We start from the raw sequence: 16,924 nt of genomic DNA on the forward strand, positions 1-16,924 counted from the left end.
CGTCACGCCTCTCCGGCCGGGACGGCCCCGGTCCCGCGGCCCCGGCCGCCTGCCGCGCGGGGGGAACCGGCGGGGAAGTCCTCCCGTACGAGCGAGGCGACGATGCGGGCGCCCATCGCGACCAGCGGCAGCCCGCCACCGGGATGCGCGGAACCGCCCACCAGGTACAGGCCGTGCCGGGGACCCCGGTTGCCGGGGCGGCGGAAGGGCGCGAGCCTGCCCGAGTAGGCGCCGCCGTAGATCGAGCCGCCCCACGCGCCGTACCGGTCGCGCAGGTCGGCGGGGGTGAACAGGTCCACGAAGCGCAGTCGCCCCGACAGGTCGTGCCCTCTGGAGGCCAGGCGGTCGAGCACCAGGTCGCGGTACGCCTCCGGGGACATCGGCCACCGGCCGGGGTCGCGGGACGGGACGTTGACCAGCATGACCCAGTTCTCCGTGCCCGGCGGGGCCTGCGACGGGTCGTCCACGACCGAGCAGCCGATGTAGACGGTCGGGTCCTCCGGAGGCCTGCGCCGCCGGAAGATGTCGCCGAACTCCCGCTCGTAGTCGCCGGAGAAGACGATCGAGTGGTGGCCCAGCCCCTCGGTCCTGCCCTCCACCCCGGCCAGCAGCAGGAACGCCGAGGAGGAGGTGCCGAGCCCGGCGATGCGCCGCAGCCGCCGCCGGTCGGGCAGCAGCCGCCCGTACAGCGCCGCCGCGTCGGTGTTGGCGACCACGACGTCGGCGCGCTCGCGCTCCCCCGAGGCGAGCCGCACCCCGTTGACCCGCTCGGTGTCGGCGAGCACCTGGGCCACCTCCGCGCCCAGGACGACCTCCACCCCCGCCTTCTCCAGCATCAGGGCCAGGGCGTCGGCGATGCGGGGCAACCCTCCGGGGACGTACCAGCCGCCCTCGCCGTGCTCGATCGCCGGGACGCACCCCAGCGCGGCCGGGGCGCGGTACGGGCTGGAGCCCGCGTAGGTGGCGTAACGGCCGACGTACTGGCGCAGGCGCGGGTCGGTGAAGAAGCGGCGGGCCAGCCCGTCGAGGGTCCGGCCCGGCGCCACCGCCAGCAGGTCCGACAGGCGGGCCTCGGCGGGCGGCCGGGTGAGCGGGCCGGTGAAGAAGGTGCGGCGCGACGCGGCGAAACAGTCCCGCGCCCAGTCGAGGAAGGCCAGCCAGGCGCGGCCCTCGCCGGGGGCGAGCCGGTCGATCTCGGCGGCCGTCCGCGCCGGGTCGCGGTACGCCGCCAGCGTCGAGCCGTCCGCGAAGCGGTAGCGGCACAGCTCGTCGAGTTCCACCAGGTCGAGCTCCAGCCCGAGATCGGTGAAGACGGCGGGCAGGGTCAGCAGGGAGGGGCCGACGGAGAAGGTGAAGCCGTCCCTGGTGTGCTCGGCGAGCTTGCCGCCCAGCCGGGGGAGCCGCTCGTACAGGCGTACCCGGTGCCCCTGCCTGGCCAGCAACAGCGCGGAGACCATGCCTCCGACGCCGCCGCCTATCACCGTTACCTCGGGCATCCGTGTTTCCTTCCGATGGGTGCGGCCGTCGACATCACGCCGGGTCCGCCTCGGGAAGCGGCCGTCTCCGGCGTCCGCGCCGCCAGGCGAGCAGGGTGAACAGTCCCATCGAGAGCCCTCCGGCCGTGGCCACCAGCGGGTCCGGTGGGACGAAGACGGCCGCGAAGCCGATGGTCTCCATGACCGCCATCACCGTGTAGATCGACACCAGCCCGGCGCTCCACGCGGCGGGCTCGGCCAGCACATGTTCCAGCAGGGTCATCACCAGCAGGGAGACGACTAGCCAGCCCGCGAAGTTGCTGAGAGGAACGTCCCGGTAGGGGCCGGGGTCGTGCCAGACCCACAGGCCCAGCCGGATCATCTGCGGGTCCAGGAACAGGTCCCAGGCGGTGAGGGCCAGCGCCCCCGTGACGATCCGCGCCGCCCGGCTCCCCGGTGCCACGGCGGCGGCCACCGCGTGGGCCGCCAGCCCCATGCCGCCCCACGCCAGCGCCACGATCACCGGCACCCCGCCGGGCGCGGGCCACAGCACGCCGGTGTAGTGGTAGTCGCCGAACGGCAGGCCCGTCCTGATCCCGACCCACTCGGCGGCGTACCCGGTCGCGACCACGGCCGCGAACGCCGCGAAGACCCTGGCGGGGGAGTGGGTCGCGCAGGCGAAGGCCAGCGCGCTCGCCGCCAGCAGCAGGACGACCACGCTGGTCAGCACGATCGGCGGGGGCTGCAGCCCCGAGGCGACCTGCGCGACGACCATCGCGGCCAGCAGCGCCGCGCCGAGCACGCTCGCCACGCGTGCTCGCGGTCTCACCGGCGAAGGCGGCTCCCGCACCGCCCCGCGCCCGGGCCGTCCGCTGCTCATCTGATGACTGTGCCCCATGGACGGTCATTCGATCGGCCGGGTGCGGTCAGATTCACTTTGAGGTCACGATCTTTCACGTCGAGGTGACGATCTCCGGCGAGTGCGAGTGCGAGTGCGAGTGCGAGTGCGAGTGCGAGTGCGAGTGCGAGTCCGGTGTGGACGGTGTTCCCCGGTCCTCATGTCGGCAGGTTTCTCCGCCTTCGCCCCGACAGCCTGTCCTGGTCTCGTCCCGGGCGCCCGCACATCGTGACGTGTAATCACCCTGCAAGGACCGTGCATGCCCGGTGCCGTACAAACCTTTCACCACCTCGAGCACCCGCCTCCCGCGCCCGGTTGAAAGGACGACCCAGCATGCGCACGACACACTCCACGGCCTCCGAGTGGACGGACCACGAGACGTTCCGTGGCCCCGGGCGGGGGACGGCGGGGATGGTGCACGGTTTCGGCTCGTGGGCGTGGGTCCTCGCCGCGGCCCCGATCGCGCTGGCGCTGGCGCTGATGGTGGCGTTCTCCGTGGGGAACGCCACGAACGCGCCCGAGCAGACCGTCTATCCCGGGATCCGCAGCCTCTCCGTGGACACCGACCACGGGAACGTGGAGATCGTCGGTGCCGACGTCACCGACGTCCGCGTGACGCGACGCCACCACGGGGACGCCCCGCGCAGCGAGTCGTCGGGAGGCGGGTCCCTCGCCGTCGGCCTCCTGTGCGACGAGGGGTCCGTCTGCACGACGATCCGCGACACCCCGCGGGACCGTACCGACTACGCCTTCGTCGTCCCGGTCGGCATCGACGTCACCGTCCACAGCCGCAACGGCGACGTCGTCCTGCGCGGGCTCACCGGGAAGGTCGTCACCCGCCCGGGCAACGGCTCGATCACCCGCCAGAACGGTCAGGACGCCCAGGGCGCACAGGATGCCCAGGGCGGCCAGAACGACTAGGGCGTGGCCTCTAGGTCTCCGGATATGAGGTTCTTCTTCGTCGATGAACCCTCCACCGGAGACCTCTTCGCCTACCCGGCTACGACACGCCGTTGATCGACTTTGAGACAGGCTCCAGGTGCTGCTGTGCGGCCGCCTCGCAGCCCCGCACAGCAGGCGGCGCCGGGAAGGCGGCGGCCAGAAGAGAGGTTCGGGGAACGGGCGTCACGTTACTCATTTCTTCGGTGCCCGTCCACGGTCAGCGTTTCCGCCTTGACGTAGTCGGAAAATCCGGTGGCGTCTCCCTTTCCCGCCCGCCTGATCGCCTGGGCCAGTTCCTTCCACCGGGCGTTGTCCTCACCGGGCGTGACGATGTCGGGCACGGCGGCCACGGTGATGTCGAAGCCGCTGTAGGCGACTCCCTTCTCGGCGGGCACAGGAGAGCGGTCCGCCGGTCGGCCGCCCGCGCACCCGCCCTGCCGCGGTGGCCGCCGACAAGGCCTACTCCTCCCGGTCCGGCGGGGGAGCCGTAGGCTCAGCGCCCGAAAAGTATCAGGCGCAGCTGTCTGCCGAATCTTCCGCGCCGGAACGTCGCGCGTTCGTTGACCCGGGGAAAGGGCTCGGCCGGGACGGGGACCGCGAGGAACTCGCACAGGGGCGCCCATCCCTCCCGGATGTCGAAGACCAGCAGCCGGTCGGGCGGGATCGTGGCCCTCACCTCGGCGACATGCCGTTCGAAGACCTCGACGGCGTACGCGCGGTCGCCGACGCGGCCGTCGAAGACACGGTCGACGATGGTCGCTCTGGCCATGCGCGGGTAGAGGGCGAAGTCCGGGGCCCGGCGGGCCACCAGCCACCTGATCACCCGGCGGTGCGGTGGCGGCGGCCCTTTCGCCAGGGCGCCCGCGAAGACGGTGGCGCCGACGCTGTCGTACCACCGTTGCGGGTCGCGGACGGTGAGGATGACCTTCGCGTCGGGATGGTGCCCGGCCAGTTCCCGCCAGTAGGCGGCGGCGGGCCAGTCCAGCGTCGCCTGGAAGCCGGTGAACACCTCGTCCCAGTCGGGGGTGCGGCCCTCCCCGATGTCGAGCCACTGGCGGATCCGATGTGGCTCCTCGATGACCACGGACATGTGGTAGCAGGGGCCCTGACCCAGCATTTCCAGCGCCGCCTTCAGCGCCGCCGTGCCCGTCCGGCCGAAGCCCGCGCCGATCACCTTCACGTCGTGCTCCCCTCGGTGTTCCGGTGGTACGTCCATGGTCGCTCTCCGGAGCCCGGATGGCCTTCCCGCGGTCGTCCCCATCCCGGGCGGGATCTCTGATGATTCTCTGATCTGCGCTGTCTAGCTTCGTGGTGAGCGACATACCGGTTATACGACGGCACACCGCTTCAGACGAGTCCAGAAGCCGGCCGCAGGGACCCGGAAACGCCTCGGAAGAGACCAGGGAAAGACCCCGAAGAGATCCGGGACCGCGAAGACGCCGCGCCGACCCGCGTGAAACCAGAGGAGCCGACCATGAGTGGTCCCGCCGAACCGCCGTTCCCGCACCCCCTCCTCGAAGCGCTGCGGAGCTCGCCCGGCGACCCGGCCTTCGAGCAGGGGGACAGGATCGTCTCGCGAGGTGAGCTACTGGAGACGATCCGGCGGCTGGCGGGGGCGATGCTCGACGCCGGGCTGGGACCCGGCCGGGCCGTCGCCGTCCGCACGGCCGTCTCCCCCGAGGCGTTCGCCGCCCACATCGCCGCCCACGCGCTGGGCTGCCGGGTCGTGGGCGTCCGGCCCGGCTACCCGGAGGGGCACCTCGCCCACGTGCTCGGCATGGGGATCGACGCCCTCCTCGTCGACCGGTCCACCGTGACGCCGGAACTGCTCCGGGCCGCCGGGCCCGTCACGCTGCTGTCGCTCGGGCCGTGTCCCCCGCCGATGCCGGTGTCGGCGATCGACCTGCTCGCCCACACCGGCGAGGGGAGGCCCCTCGTCCTCGCGGCCCGCCCGGACGACGTGGCCGCCCTGACCTTCACCAGCGGCAGCACCGGCCGCCCCAAGGGCTGCGCGATCACCTACCGCGCGCTCGGCGAGCACTGGTCGTGGCAGCCCCGCCTGTGGTCCCCGGTCGCGGACGAGCTCGCCGCGGGCTTCGGACGCTACATGCTGTTCGGCACCCTGGCCAGCATGGTGGTCATAGAGTTCCTGGGATTGTGCCTGCTGGGCGGCGGCACCGCGGTGATCCCCGAGGACGACGGGCGGCCCCTGTTCCCTTACGCGATCGAACGTCACCGGATCACCGGCTCCATCGTGACCGTGCCGCGGTTGTGCCAGATGCTCGACCTGCTCAGAAACGGGCCGGTCGACGTCGGCTGCCTGCGCGCGCTGATGGTCTCCGGGTCGCCGATCGGCCCGGGGCGTCTGGCGGAGGCCGTGGACCGGCTCGGTCCCGTGGTCTACCAGGGGTACGGGCAGACCGAGGCGGGCCTGATCTCGTTGCTCACCCCCGGGGACATCGCCGCGTTCCCGGACCAGGTCCTGTCCTCGGTGGGGCGGCCGATCCCGGGCGTCGAGATCAGCGTGCGCGACGAGGAGGACCGCGAGGTGGCCCCGGGGGACACCGGTGAGATCCACGTGCGCAGCCCGTACCTGATGTCGGGTTACTGGGGGGATCCGGAGGAGACCCGCGACACCCTGCGGGACGGCCGGCTGCGCACCCGGGACCTCGGCCACCTGGACAAGGAGGGGTTCCTGCACCTCGCCGGCCGGACCCGCGACGTGATAATCGTCAACGCGATAGTGGTGTACGCGGGAGCCGTCGAGCGGGTGCTGAGCGGCCATCCCGACGTCGCCGAGGCGTACGTGGCCGGGGCCCCGGACGAGCTGACCGGAGAGGCCGTCCACGCGTTCGTCGTACCGGCCGAGGGCGCGGTGCCGGACTGCGACGCGCTGGCCGCGCTGGTGGGCGACGAACTCGGTGAGGGCAGCGTCCCCTGGACGATCACGGTGCTGCCCTCCGTCCCGGTCGCCGCGAGCGGCAAGCCCGACAAGCGCGCGCTGCTGGACCTGCTCGACCCGCGGGCTCTCTGATCGTTCTCTGAGAATTCCCCGCCAACACTGGGGACGTCCGTTCGACCGGATCGCTGTGACGGAGGTGTACGTGCCGGACAATGCGCTGGACTACGTGGTGATCGGTGCCGGCCCCGCGGGGCTGCAGCTGGGGTACTTCCTCGGCAAGGCGGGACGGAGCTATCTGATCCTGGAGGCGGGCCCCGCGCCGGGCACCTTCTTCCGGACCTTCCCGCGCCACCGACAGCTCATCTCGATCAACAAGAGGTACACCGGGTCGGACGACCCGGAGCTCAACCTCCGGATGGACTGGAACTCGCTGCTGTCGGACGATCCCGGCCTGCTGTTCACCGGCTACAGCGACCGCTACTTTCCCGAGGCCGACGACATGGTCCGCTATCTCGCCGACTTCGCCGCGGCCTGTGACCTGCGCGTCACCTACGACGCCCGCGTCTCCCAGGTCACCCGGGCCTCCGGCACGGGTCACTTCCTGGTGACCGACGAGCGAGGCCGGACCCACGAGGCCAGGCGGCTGGTCGTCGCGACCGGGGTCAGCCGGCCCAACATCCCGTCGATACCGGGCATCGAGACGGCCGAACCCTACGGCACCGTCTCCACCGACCCGTCCGACTACGTGAATCAGCGGGTGCTCGTCATCGGCAAGGGCAACTCGGCGTTCGAGACGGCCGACAGCCTGGTCGCGACGGCCGCGGTGATCCACGTCGCCGGGCCGAACTCCATCCGGCTGGCGTGGCGCACCCACTTCGTCGGGCACCTGCGCGCGGTCAACAACAACTTCCTCGACACCTACCAGCTCAAGTCCCAGAACGCGGTGCTGGACGGCGACATCAAGCGGATCGAGCGCCAGGCCGACGGCTCGTACCTGGTGACGGTGAGCTTCGTCCGCGCCGACGAGGTCACCAAGGACATCCCGTACGACAGGATCATCGTCTGCACCGGCTTCCGGATCGACGCCTCGATCTTCTCCGACGAGTGCCGCCCGGAGCTGACGATCAACGACAGGTTCCCCGCGCTCACCCCCGCCTACGAGTCGGTGAACGTGCCCGATCTCTACTTCGCCGGGACCGTGACGCAGTCCCGCGACTTCAAGCGCGGCACCAGCGGGTTCATCCACGGCTTCCGGTACGGCACCCGGGCGCTGCACCGCATTTTGGAGAACAGGTACCACGGTGCCGGGTGGCCCGGCCGCGAGCTCCCGGCCGATCCGGAGGCGCTCGCGGCGGCGGTGCTCGAACGGGTCAACCGCAGCTCGGCGCTGTGGCAGCAGTTCGGGCTGCTGGGCGACGTCGTGGTCCTCGACGGCCACGGCGGGGCGCGCTATCTGGAGGAGCTGCCGGTCGACCTGGAGGGACCGCCGATCGGCGACGGCGGCCACTTCACGATCACGCTGGAGTACGGGCCGGAGCACGACCAGGTCGATCCGTTCGACATCGGGGTGGGCCGGATCCGGCAGAACGACGCCGAGCGCGCCGCCGAGGGCCACTACCTGCACCCGGTGGTGCGCCACCACCGGGCCGGCGTGCCGCCGGCCGTCCACCACGTCACCGAGAACCTGGAGAACGAATGGACCTCCCGGGAGACCCACGTGGAACCGCTCCGCGCGTTCTTCGCCCGCCAGGTCGCCTCGGTCCCGGCGTGACGGACGCGAGGACACCGCACATGGCGGGTGAGCGCCCCCCGCACATTGCGGACGCGAGGACGCCGCAGGGGGCGGGTGAGCGCTCCCCGCACGTGGCGGACGCGAGGACATGGGCGGCCCCGGCGGCCCTGGCGGCCCCGGCCGCACCGGCGGCCCCGCGTACCCTCCGCGAGTTCGAGGCCGCGGCCCGCGCGCGCCTCGCCCCGGAGTACTACGGCTACTTCGCCGGCGGGGCCGGGGACGAGGTCACCGTACGGGCCAACGAGGCCGCGTTCGAAAGGCTCTCCCTGCTGCCGCGGGTGCTGCGCGGCGCCGGGAGACCCCGGACCGACGTCACCCTGCCCGGCGGCCGGGCGGCCATGCCCGTGCTGGTGGCGCCGACCGCGTTCCACCGGCTCGCCGACCCCGAGGGCGAGCGGGCCACCGCGCGGGCGGCGGCCACCGCCGGGACGATCATGATCGTGAGCATGGCCTCCACCGTCGCCGTCGGGGACGTGGCCGCGGCGGCGCCCGGGGCCACCCTGTGGTTCCAGCTCTACGTCCAGCCGGACATGGCCTTCACCGAGACGCTCGTGCGGCGCGCCGAGGCGGCCGGGTGCCGGGCGCTGGTCGTCACGGTGGACTCACCGGCCCATGGCCTGCGGGACCGGGAGCGCCACCACGGCCTCCAGGACCTGCCCGAGGGCATGGCCTGCGAGAACCTGCGCGACGGCGGGCGGGTACGGCCGATCGTCATGTCGCCGGAGATCTCCTGGGAGCACATCGACCTGCTCCGGGAGATGACGGCGCTCCCGATCGTCCTCAAGGGCGTCGCGCATCCCGCCGACGCGCGCCTGGCGCTCGGCCACGGCGTCTCGGGGTTGCTGGTGTCCAACCACGGAGGCCGCCAGCTCGACACGGTCCCGGCCGCCGTCGACCTGCTGCCGGAGATCGTGGCCGCCGTCGGCGGGGCCGTCCCGGTGCTGATGGACGGAGGCGTCCGGCGCGGCACCGACGTGCTGAAGGCGATGGCGCTGGGCGCCTGCGCGGTCGCGGTCGGCCGCCCGGTGATCTGGGGGCTGGCCGCGGACGGCGAGCGCGGTGTGACCCGCGTCCTCGACCTGCTCCGCTCGGAGGTCGAGCACGCGCTCACCCTGTGCGGCTGCGCGTCGGTCCACGATCTCGATCCGGGCATGGTGCGACGGTCATGCCGGTGACCGCGCCGGTCAGGGCGGTGGTGGTCGGGGTCGCCGCCGCCACCGTGCTGAGCCTGCCCCGATGGCTCCCCGCCAGGATCGTGGCGTTGCGGACGCGGGTCTTCGCCCGGATCAACGGGGAGGAGGGGATCACCGTCCCCGGAGACCTGGTCGGCGTCGAGAGGTTCAGGGAGGTCTACTCCCACCCGGCGGCCGACGGCCGGAGCCGGGGGGCCGCGCTGTCGGACCTGTTCTGGTACTGGCTGTCGCCCGGCGCCGAGTTGCACCAGGAACACCTCGAGGCGGGAGAGCGCTACGACGCGGTCGCCCGCGCCACGCGCGGCTTCCTGTCCGTGCCGCGCGTGGAGGCCGAGGAGCTCACCCGCCGCTGTGTCGCCCGGACGCTGCGGGACGCGGGAGGACTGGTCCGGCTGCGCGACCTGATGATGCCGGTCTGGGCGGAGTTCTACTACGAGCTCGTCTTCGGCGAACCGTGCCCGCCGGCGGCGCGCGACCTGATCGTGGGCAACGCGGACGACGTCGTCACCGCGCTCAAGTGCTGCGGGCTGCGGCACATGGACCGGCGCGACAAGCTGACCCGGCACCTCGCCGGCCTGCTGCCCAAGGTGCGGGACCGGCTCCCGGCGGGGTTGTCGGCCCGGGAGCAGGCCCTCTACCTGCAGGGGACCTTCTTCAACACCGCGGTCGTCCAGATGTCGGAGGCCATGGCCCACCTGCTGATGGTCCTCGCCCAGCACCCGGACGCCCAGGCCGGGGTGCTCGCGGGCGACGAGCGGGGTGACGAGCGCCACCTCGACCGCGTCATCTCCGAGACGCTGCGGCTCTACCCGCTCTTCGGTGTCGCCCACCGCGTCACCACCGGCGACATCCCCCTCGACGAGCACACGACGATCCCGGCCGGCTCGGTGCTGTGCTTCGACTACCCCGCCTTCCACCGCGAGGGCTTCCCCGACCCCGACCGTTTCGATCCCGGCCGTTTCGGCACGGACCGCTCGCACGCGGACTACTCGCATCTGGACCGTTCGGGCCGGGCCCGTCCGGAGCCGGACCGCTCCGGCCGCCGGGGCGACCAGCCGGACCGCTCAGACCGGGACGGTCCCGCCTCGGGCCGCCCGGCCCCCGGCTGCCCCGCCTCCGGCCGTCCCCACCCGGGCAGGCCCGCGGTCCGGGAGCTCAACCACATCCCGTTCGGCGTCGCCGCCAACCGCCCCTGCCCCGCCTGGCGGCTGGCGCCGATCACCATGCGGGTCGCGGCGCGGGAGGTCCTGCGCGCGTACACCCTCGACTCCTCCGCCTCCCACACCCGGTCGATGCCCAACCGGGGACCGTGCCTGCTCGTTCCGCGGGGTGTCCCCAAGGGGGCGGCCCACCGGGCGGTGCTGCGGTTCATCCGGTTCCGCGACCGCTGGGAGGACGTCTGGCGCAGCCTCGTGCAGCTCGTCCTCGGCACCTACATGGTCTGGGACGCGCGCAGGCAGCGGCTGTGTGAGCGCCACTTCGCGGAGGCCGACCATTCGGCCGCCGCGGAGAGCAGATGATCGTCCGGACCACGAGCGGAGAAACGGTATGCCCACCCTGGCGCAGGTAACCGCCGGTGACCCGAACCTCGAACTGATCCTCAAAGTCCTGCCCGCCCTGGTCGTCATCCTGCTGGCCGCGGCGATATGCGGCCGGCTGGCGCTCATGATGATGCAACCGCGGGTCCTCGGCGAGATGGTCGCCGGCGTCCTCCTCGGCCCGACGCTGTTCGGCCAGTTGTTCCCCGAGGCCCAGGCGGCCGTGTTCCCCGCCGAGGTCAGGCCGGTCCTGTACGTGCTGAGCACCATCGGGCTGACGCTGTACATGTTCCTGGTCGGTGCCGGGCTGGACCACGGCGCGTCGCCGCCCGGCCAGGGCCGCAGGGCGGCGACGCTGGCGTTCTCCGGTATCGTCCCCTCCCTGCTCCTCGGCTCCTGCGTCGGTCTGCTCCTGTGGGAAATGCTCTCGCGCCCCGACGTCAGCCGGTGGGAGTTCGCCCTGTTCGTCGGGGGAGCGCTGTCGCTGACCGCGTTCCCCATGCTGGCCAGGATCCTGTACGAGCGGGGGCTGGAGAACTCCCCTCTCGGGAAGCTGACCCTGGTGGCGGCCGCCATCGACGACGCCCTCGCCTGGTGCATCCTCGCCGTGCTGTCGGCGATGCACCTCGACTCGGGTCCCGGCGACGCGGTGCGCACCATCGTCCTGACGGCGTTGTTCGCGGTGGTGATGCTGAAGGTGGTCGCGCCGCTGCTGCGGCCCCTGGGCGAGGGCGTCGCGCGGACCGGCCGGATCGGCCCCGGCGCCATGTACGCCGTCGTCCTCATCCCGCTCACGGCGGGCTGGCTCACCGACTGGATCGGGGTCTACGCGGTCTTCGGCGGCTTCCTCGCCGGGCTGGCGATGCCCCGCGACGCGGCGTTCCGCCGGGCGCTGCACGGCCGCATGATGGACGTCGTCTCGACGCTGCTGCTGCCGGTCTTCTTCACCTTCTCCGGGCTGAACACCCATCTCGACGGCATCACCGGCGGTCCCATGCTCCTGGCGTTCGCCGCGATCCTGGCCGCGGGTTTCTGCGGGAAGTACTTCGGCTGCTCGCTGTCGATGAGGGCCCTGGGATTCGGCTGGCGCGAGTCCTACGCGGTGGGGGCGCTCATGAACGCGCGGGGACTGATGATCCTCATCTTCATCAACATCGGCCTGGCGCAGGGCATGATCACGCAGGAGCTCTTCGCCATTCTCGTGCTCGTGGCCATCATCACCACCGCGGGAGCCCTGCCGCTGTACAAACTGGCGCTGCCGGAGCGTCACGAACGTGCCCACGGATCCGAGCCCGCCGGCCCGGATACCCGCTCTCTGGAGGAACAGACCGAGAAATCCCATTCCTCGTGACCGCTCGAATCCGTTGAACGCCCTGAATGCAGTGCGGATATCGTCTTGTGATCAGCCGAACACGGTGCGAGCATTGCTGTGTAACTTTCAATTATTCTGGGAACCCTGGTAATTCGGCGGGAGGAATGCCACGGTTGTTTTCGTGGCTGTGACATCGGGGACATCCGGCACGCTCGCTCGCCGGCTGCTCCTCGTCGAGGACGACCCCGAGCTCGGGCACATGCTGGTCGGGTTGTTCATCGAGCAGGGGTACATGGTCGATCTGGCCCCGGAGGGACAGCGCGGCCTTCACCTGGGCCTGAGCCGCCCGTACGACGTGATGATCGTCGACCGGGGTCTCCCGGCGGTCGACGGCATCGAGCTGCTGACACGGCTGCGCCGCCGGGCCGTCACCGTGCCGGTGCTCGTGCTGACCGCCTTCGGCACGGTCGCCGACCGGGTCGCCGGGCTCGACGCGGGCGCCGAGGACTACCTGGTCAAGCCGTTCGAGATCGACGAGCTGCTGGCCAGGGTGCGGGCGCTGCACCGCAGGAACCTCGACCACGCCAGGCTGCTGCCGCTCGGCGCGGGCTGGCTGGACTCCGATTCCCACATCGTGGGGCTGCCGACCGGCGAGCAGGTGACGCTCTCGGGGCAGGAATGCCGGCTGCTGAGCGCGCTGGCGACCCGTCCGCGGCAGGTGCACACGCGCGCCTCGCTGCGCCAGCGCGTCTTCGACGGCGCCCGGACGGAGTCGATCGTGGACACCTACGTCTACTACCTGCGCAACAAGCTGGGGGCGGACGTCGTACGCACCGTGCGGGGTGTGGGATACCGCCTGGGCGGATTGTGAGGAGGCGTCCGCCCCACGAGCCGGAGCGGTACCTGCTGCTCCGGGCCCGCCGCCGGGTCACCATGCAGGTGGCGGGCGCGATCTCCGTGATGCTCGCGCTCGGCGGGATGATGGTGTACTGCGTCATCACCAGCGACCAGGACACCTCAGCGCGGCGCGACCTGGCCGTCGCGGCCCAGCACGCGTACCTCTCGCGGCCCCCGCCCTGCGTCTGGCTGTTCGAACTGCACGGTGACACCGTGCTGAGGTCTCCCGGCGCGCCGGCGGTGCTGCCGGTGCGCGCCGCGCTGCATCAGGCCGCCGCCGGACGCGAGCCCCGGGTCGGCCAGATCGAGATCGCCGGGCAGTCCTATCTCGTCCACACCCGGCGGCGCGGTGGCGTGGCGGTCCAGGCGGCGATGGACCTGCGCTACCAGGCCGCGGAGCGGCACCGGCTGCTGCGCACCCTCGCCGCCGCGGAGCTCACCGGCCTGCTGGCCGCGCTGATGATCGGCCAGATCGTCGCCCGGAGGGCGATCGCGCCCCTGGGCGAGGCCCTGGCCCGCCAGCGCCGGTTCGCCGCGGACGTCAGCCACGAGCTGCGCACCCCGCTGACCCGCCTGCACATCCGCGCCCAGATCGTCGCCCGCGGGCTGCGGCGGGGGAACGACCCGCTTCTCGCCGCGGCCGAGGTCGACCGGCTGGTGAACGGCACCCGGCAGCTGGGCGACGTGGTCGAGGACCTGCTGCTGACGGCCCAGTTCGGCCAGCTGCGCCGGCCGTTCGCCCCGGTCGACCTCGCCGCGCTGGCCGAGGAACTCGTCCTGGCCGAGGCGGCCCGCGCCGAGGTGCACGGCGTGACGATCGAGGTACGGCGCCAGGGGCCGGGCGGCCACGTCGTGCGCGGGGCACAGTCCGCGCTGCGCAGGGTGATCTCCGCGCTCCTCGATAACGCGCTCACCCACACCCGTGCGGGCGGCCACATCTGGGTGATCCTCTCCGGCGGCCCGGAGACGGTCAGGCTCGACGTCCGCGACGACGGCGTGGGCCTCGACCCCCGCGACGCCGAACGCCTCTTCACCCGGTTCGTCGGCGGTTCCCGCAGCGGGGGCCTGGGCCTCGGTCTCGCCCTCGTCCGCGAGGTGGTGGACGGCCACGGCGGGACCGTCACCGCGGACGGGCGCCCGGGAGCCGGGGCGGTGTTCACCGTCCGGCTCCCCGCGGACCCCGCCGCGGCGGCGCGGCCCCCGTACCTCCCGGAGCCCGTGGGCCACCCGATCACGCTGCCGGAGGACTCAGGCGGCGGACCCCACCTGGAGGGCCGAGGCGTGCCCGGCCGGTCGGGAGCCCGCTCCGGTCCCGGGCCGGAGCCGTGACCCCGTACCGGTGCGCCGACCGGCGTCCGGCACCTCGCGAGATCGAACGATCACCCTGAAAGGCGATGCAGCCTCGACCGGCCGACGAAGGGATGGGCCGGGGGCCGGGGCACGCCGTGCGGGAGCGTGTGATTGGCTATGGCCCCGTGGACGTGGCCGAGATGCTGGGACTGTTGGGGGCCGGGACGCTGGCCGGGGTGGTCGGCACGGTGGTGAGCCTGGCGTCGGTCGTCTCCTACCCGGCGCTGCTCGCGTTCGGCCTGCCCCCGCTGGCCGCGAACGTCACGAACACGGTGGCGCTGACGTTCCACGGGGTGGGCGCGGTGCTCGGGTCGCGGCCCGAGCTCGCCGGGCAGGGCGGCAGGGTCATGCGGCTCGGCGTGATGACCCTGATCGGAGGGGCGGTGGGGTCGGCGCTGCTGCTGATGACCCCTTCCGACACGTTCGAGGCGATAGCGCCGTGGCTGATCGCCATCGCCGCGCTGCTGCTGATCCGCCCGCCCAGGGTCGGGGGAGGGTTCGGCGGCGAGGACGGGTGGGCGGCGCGCGCCGCGCTGTTCGGCGTCGCCGTCTACATCGGCTACTTCGGGGCCGCGGGCGGGATCCTGATGTTCGCGGTGCTCTCCGCCGTGCTCGACCAGGCGCCGGTCAGGGTCAACGCGATCAAGTCCGTCGTGTCCTCGCTGGCGAACGCGGCGTCCACGGTCGCCTTCGCCCTCTTCGGCCCGGTGCAGTGGTCGGCGGTGGCGCCGCTCGCGCTGGGATTCTTCCTCGGCGGCCTGCTCGGGCCGCCGATCGCCCGCCGCCTGCCCGGCCGCGCGCTCCGGTTCGGCGCCGCCGCCTGCGGGCTGCTCGTCGCGATCAAACTCGGCGCCGACGCCTACGCGTGAACCGCCGCCGTCGATGGCGGCGCCCGAATCCCGGGCGGCGGGTCGGCGGGTCCTCCCGGTCCCGTCCGCGAAACCCTGCGTGACCATGGGGGAGACCCCGGTGACGACCCTTGACATCGGGATTTCCTGGGGTCACGCTGTTGCGTATAGCGCTGTGTGTTCCGCCTTCCGAAACTGGGGTTTGTTGCGATGATCCCTGCCTGTCCCCTCGCGGCCCTACCGCCAGGTGAGGCCCACCGGCTCGACGTCGACCCGCCCATCGCCGTCTTCCACACCGAGGACGGCGAGATCTACGCCGTGGACGACACCTGCACCCACCAGGACGCCTCCCTTTCCGACGGGTGGCTGGAGGGCTGCGAGATCGAGTGCCCGCTGCACTCGTCGAGCTTCGACCTGCGGACGGGACGGCCGAGCTCTCCTCCCGCCAAGCTGCCGCTGCGCACCCACCGGGTGGTGGTCGAGGACGGCACCGTCTACGTCCTCCCCTCAGAGGAGCCCCCGAACCTGCCGCCCGGCGTCCGCGCGAGCACCGCGTAGGGCGCGAGCACCGCGTAAAGCCGCGAACGCCGCGTGAGAACGTGAGCCCCGTGTGAAGAGGAGCCGACCGTGACCGCGAGAAGCCTGCCCCCCAGCGTGATCGCCACCCTGCCAGGCGGCTACTACACCGACGAGAACATCTTCGCCCTGGAGCAGGTCCGCGTCTTCGAGACGATGTGGTTCTGCGTCGCCCGCGCGTCCGATCTCGGCAGGCCGGGAGCCTTCAGGACCGTCCAGGTGGGCCGCGAGAGCGTCCTCGTCACCCGGGCCAGGGACAACTCGATCCGGGCCTTCCTCAACGTGTGCCGCCACCGGGGCGCCCGGATCCGCACCGAGGAGTCCGGCGAGGTCAAGCGGTCCTTCCAGTGCCCGTACCACGCGTGGACCTACGACCTCGAGGGCAAGCTGATCGCCGCGCCGAACCTCACCAAGATGCCCGACATCGACCGGGTGGAGTACGGGCTGATCAACGTGCACGTGCGCGAGTGGATCGGGTACGTGTGGGTGTGCCTCGCCGACGAGCCGCCGTCGTTCGAGGCGGACGTGGTCGCCGAGGCGACGCACCGGCTGGGCGACGAGCGGTCCATCGAGAACTACGACATCGCCAACCTCCGGGTGGGCCGCAGGATCGTCTACGACGTGAAGGCGAACTGGAAGCTCATCGTCGAGAACTTCATGGAGTGCTACCACTGCGCCACCATCCACCCCGAGCTCACCGAGGTGCTGCCGGAGTTCGCCGACGGGTACGCGGCGCAGTCCTTCGTCGGGCACGGCGCGGAGTTCGGCGAGGAGATCCGGGGGTTCACCGTCGACGGCTCCGAGGGGGTGGACCGCATCCCCGGGGTGGGCGAGGACCAGGACCGCCGCTACTACGCGATCACCATCAAGCCGCAGGTCTTCGTCAACCTCGTGCCCGACCACGTGATCCTGCACCGGATGTTCCCGCTGGCGGCCGACCGGACGATCGTGGAGTGCGACTGGCTCTTCCTCGGCGACGTCGTGGACTCGGGCAGGGACCTCGACCCGTCCGTCGAGCTCTTCCACCGCGTCAACGTGCAGGACTTCGAGGCCTGCGAGCGGTGCCAGCCCGCGATGAACTCCCGGGCGTACGCTCAAGGGGGGGTCCTGGTGCCCAGCGAGCACCACATCGGGGCCTTCCACGACTGGGTGCTCGACAGGCAGGGGACCGGCCCCGGCTGAGCACCTGTAGGGTGCGCTT

Annotated in this window: 15 protein-coding genes; 11 read left to right on the forward strand and 4 right to left on the reverse strand. The window is 72.3% G+C overall.

What is annotated here, in order from left to right; genetic code table 11:
* Positions 1–2: 2 nt before the first annotated feature.
* Both ACTOQ2_RS23720 and ACTOQ2_RS23725 read right to left on the reverse strand, forming a co-directional pair.
* The gene (locus tag ACTOQ2_RS23720) at positions 3–1,496 is read right to left on the reverse strand and encodes a phytoene desaturase family protein (protein WP_440102257.1); all 1,494 of its coding nucleotides are present in this window, start codon (positions 1,494–1,496) and stop codon (positions 3–5) included.
* 34 nt (positions 1,497–1,530) lie between these two features.
* On the reverse strand, positions 1,531–2,355 hold the full coding sequence (locus ACTOQ2_RS23725; RefSeq protein ID WP_440102259.1) for a carotenoid biosynthesis protein: 825 nt from the start codon (positions 2,353–2,355) through the stop codon (positions 1,531–1,533).
* Positions 2,356–2,706: 351 nt separating this feature from the next.
* On the opposite strand from ACTOQ2_RS23725, the gene ACTOQ2_RS23730 reads away from it, so the two are divergent.
* Positions 2,707–3,294 carry a hypothetical protein gene (locus ACTOQ2_RS23730; protein ID WP_440102261.1) on the forward strand — a complete coding sequence of 196 codons (588 nt, stop codon included), beginning with the start codon at positions 2,707–2,709 and terminating at the stop codon, positions 3,292–3,294.
* Between the two features lie 209 nt (positions 3,295–3,503).
* Here the strand turns inward: ACTOQ2_RS23730 and ACTOQ2_RS23735 are convergent, their stop codons facing one another.
* Both ACTOQ2_RS23735 and ACTOQ2_RS23740 read right to left on the reverse strand, forming a co-directional pair.
* Positions 3,504–3,710: a hypothetical protein gene (locus tag ACTOQ2_RS23735; RefSeq protein ID WP_440102262.1), complete on the reverse strand. Its 207-nt coding sequence runs from the start codon at positions 3,708–3,710 to the stop codon at positions 3,504–3,506.
* A gap of 98 nt (positions 3,711–3,808) precedes the next feature.
* Entirely contained in the window at positions 3,809–4,531 is a 723-nt protein-coding gene (locus ACTOQ2_RS23740; RefSeq protein ID WP_440102264.1) for a sulfotransferase family protein, read from the reverse strand.
* Positions 4,532–4,789: 258 nt separating this feature from the next.
* On the opposite strand from ACTOQ2_RS23740, the gene ACTOQ2_RS23745 reads away from it, so the two are divergent.
* The 10 genes from ACTOQ2_RS23745 to ACTOQ2_RS23790 all read left to right on the forward strand — a co-directional run bounded on the left by ACTOQ2_RS23745 (position 4,790) and on the right by ACTOQ2_RS23790 (position 16,905).
* A complete protein-coding gene (locus ACTOQ2_RS23745; protein ID WP_440102265.1) occupies positions 4,790–6,349 on the forward strand; it encodes a class I adenylate-forming enzyme family protein in 1,560 nt (519 codons plus the stop codon).
* Positions 6,350–6,419: 70 nt separating this feature from the next.
* Positions 6,420–7,988, forward strand: coding sequence for an NAD(P)-binding domain-containing protein (locus ACTOQ2_RS23750; protein ID WP_440102267.1), 1,569 nt, complete (start codon positions 6,420–6,422; stop codon positions 7,986–7,988).
* 20 nt (positions 7,989–8,008) lie between these two features.
* Complete coding sequence (locus ACTOQ2_RS23755) at positions 8,009–9,184, forward strand: alpha-hydroxy acid oxidase (RefSeq protein WP_440102269.1); 1,176 nt, start codon at positions 8,009–8,011, stop codon at positions 9,182–9,184.
* Positions 9,175–10,722, forward strand: a complete 1,548-nt coding sequence (locus ACTOQ2_RS23760; protein WP_440102270.1) for a cytochrome P450 — start codon at positions 9,175–9,177, stop codon at positions 10,720–10,722. The genes ACTOQ2_RS23755 and ACTOQ2_RS23760 overlap by 10 nt, the downstream gene beginning before the upstream one ends.
* Before the next feature lie 28 nt (positions 10,723–10,750).
* Positions 10,751–12,091: a cation:proton antiporter gene (locus ACTOQ2_RS23765; RefSeq protein WP_440102272.1), complete on the forward strand. Its 1,341-nt coding sequence runs from the start codon at positions 10,751–10,753 to the stop codon at positions 12,089–12,091.
* Between the two features lie 142 nt (positions 12,092–12,233).
* Positions 12,234–12,923, forward strand: a complete 690-nt coding sequence (locus ACTOQ2_RS23770; protein WP_440070366.1) for a response regulator transcription factor — start codon at positions 12,234–12,236, stop codon at positions 12,921–12,923.
* Positions 12,920–14,278 (forward strand): sensor histidine kinase, encoded by a 1,359-nt coding sequence (locus tag ACTOQ2_RS23775; RefSeq protein ID WP_440102274.1) that lies wholly within the window; start codon positions 12,920–12,922, stop codon positions 14,276–14,278. Before ACTOQ2_RS23770 ends, ACTOQ2_RS23775 begins: the two co-directional genes overlap by 4 nt.
* A 128-nt stretch (positions 14,279–14,406) precedes the next feature.
* Complete coding sequence (locus tag ACTOQ2_RS23780) at positions 14,407–15,168, forward strand: sulfite exporter TauE/SafE family protein (protein WP_440102275.1); 762 nt, start codon at positions 14,407–14,409, stop codon at positions 15,166–15,168.
* A gap of 189 nt (positions 15,169–15,357) precedes the next feature.
* Positions 15,358–15,705, forward strand: coding sequence for a bifunctional 3-phenylpropionate/cinnamic acid dioxygenase ferredoxin subunit (locus ACTOQ2_RS23785; RefSeq protein ID WP_440102277.1), 348 nt, complete (start codon positions 15,358–15,360; stop codon positions 15,703–15,705).
* 69 nt (positions 15,706–15,774) lie between these two features.
* Positions 15,775–16,905, forward strand: a complete 1,131-nt coding sequence (locus ACTOQ2_RS23790) for an aromatic ring-hydroxylating oxygenase subunit alpha (RefSeq protein ID WP_440102279.1) — start codon at positions 15,775–15,777, stop codon at positions 16,903–16,905.
* Positions 16,906–16,924: the final 19 nt, after the last annotated feature.

The organism is Streptosporangium sp. H16, from assembly GCF_051918855.1.
Classification (GTDB): Bacteria; Actinomycetota; Actinomycetes; order Streptosporangiales; family Streptosporangiaceae; genus Streptosporangium.

Bases quoted from the DNA above. Each gene is read 5' to 3' on its own strand.
- ACTOQ2_RS23720 (WP_440102257.1), bottom strand. From the start codon at position 1,496: ATGCCCGAGGTAACGGTGATAGGCGGCGGCGTCGGAGGCATGGTCTCC.
- ACTOQ2_RS23725 (WP_440102259.1), bottom strand. From the start codon at position 2,355: ATGAGCAGCGGACGGCCCGGGCGCGGGGCGGTGCGGGAGCCGCCTTCG.
- ACTOQ2_RS23730 (WP_440102261.1), top strand. From the start codon at position 2,707: ATGCGCACGACACACTCCACGGCCTCCGAGTGGACGGACCACGAGACG.
- ACTOQ2_RS23740 (WP_440102264.1), bottom strand. From the start codon at position 4,531: ATGGACGTACCACCGGAACACCGAGGGGAGCACGACGTGAAGGTGATC.
- ACTOQ2_RS23745 (WP_440102265.1), top strand. From the start codon at position 4,790: ATGAGTGGTCCCGCCGAACCGCCGTTCCCGCACCCCCTCCTCGAAGCG.
- ACTOQ2_RS23755 (WP_440102269.1), top strand. From the start codon at position 8,009: ATGGCGGGTGAGCGCCCCCCGCACATTGCGGACGCGAGGACGCCGCAG.
- ACTOQ2_RS23760 (WP_440102270.1), top strand. From the start codon at position 9,175: ATGCCGGTGACCGCGCCGGTCAGGGCGGTGGTGGTCGGGGTCGCCGCC.
- ACTOQ2_RS23765 (WP_440102272.1), top strand. From the start codon at position 10,751: ATGCCCACCCTGGCGCAGGTAACCGCCGGTGACCCGAACCTCGAACTG.
- ACTOQ2_RS23785 (WP_440102277.1), top strand. From the start codon at position 15,358: ATGATCCCTGCCTGTCCCCTCGCGGCCCTACCGCCAGGTGAGGCCCAC.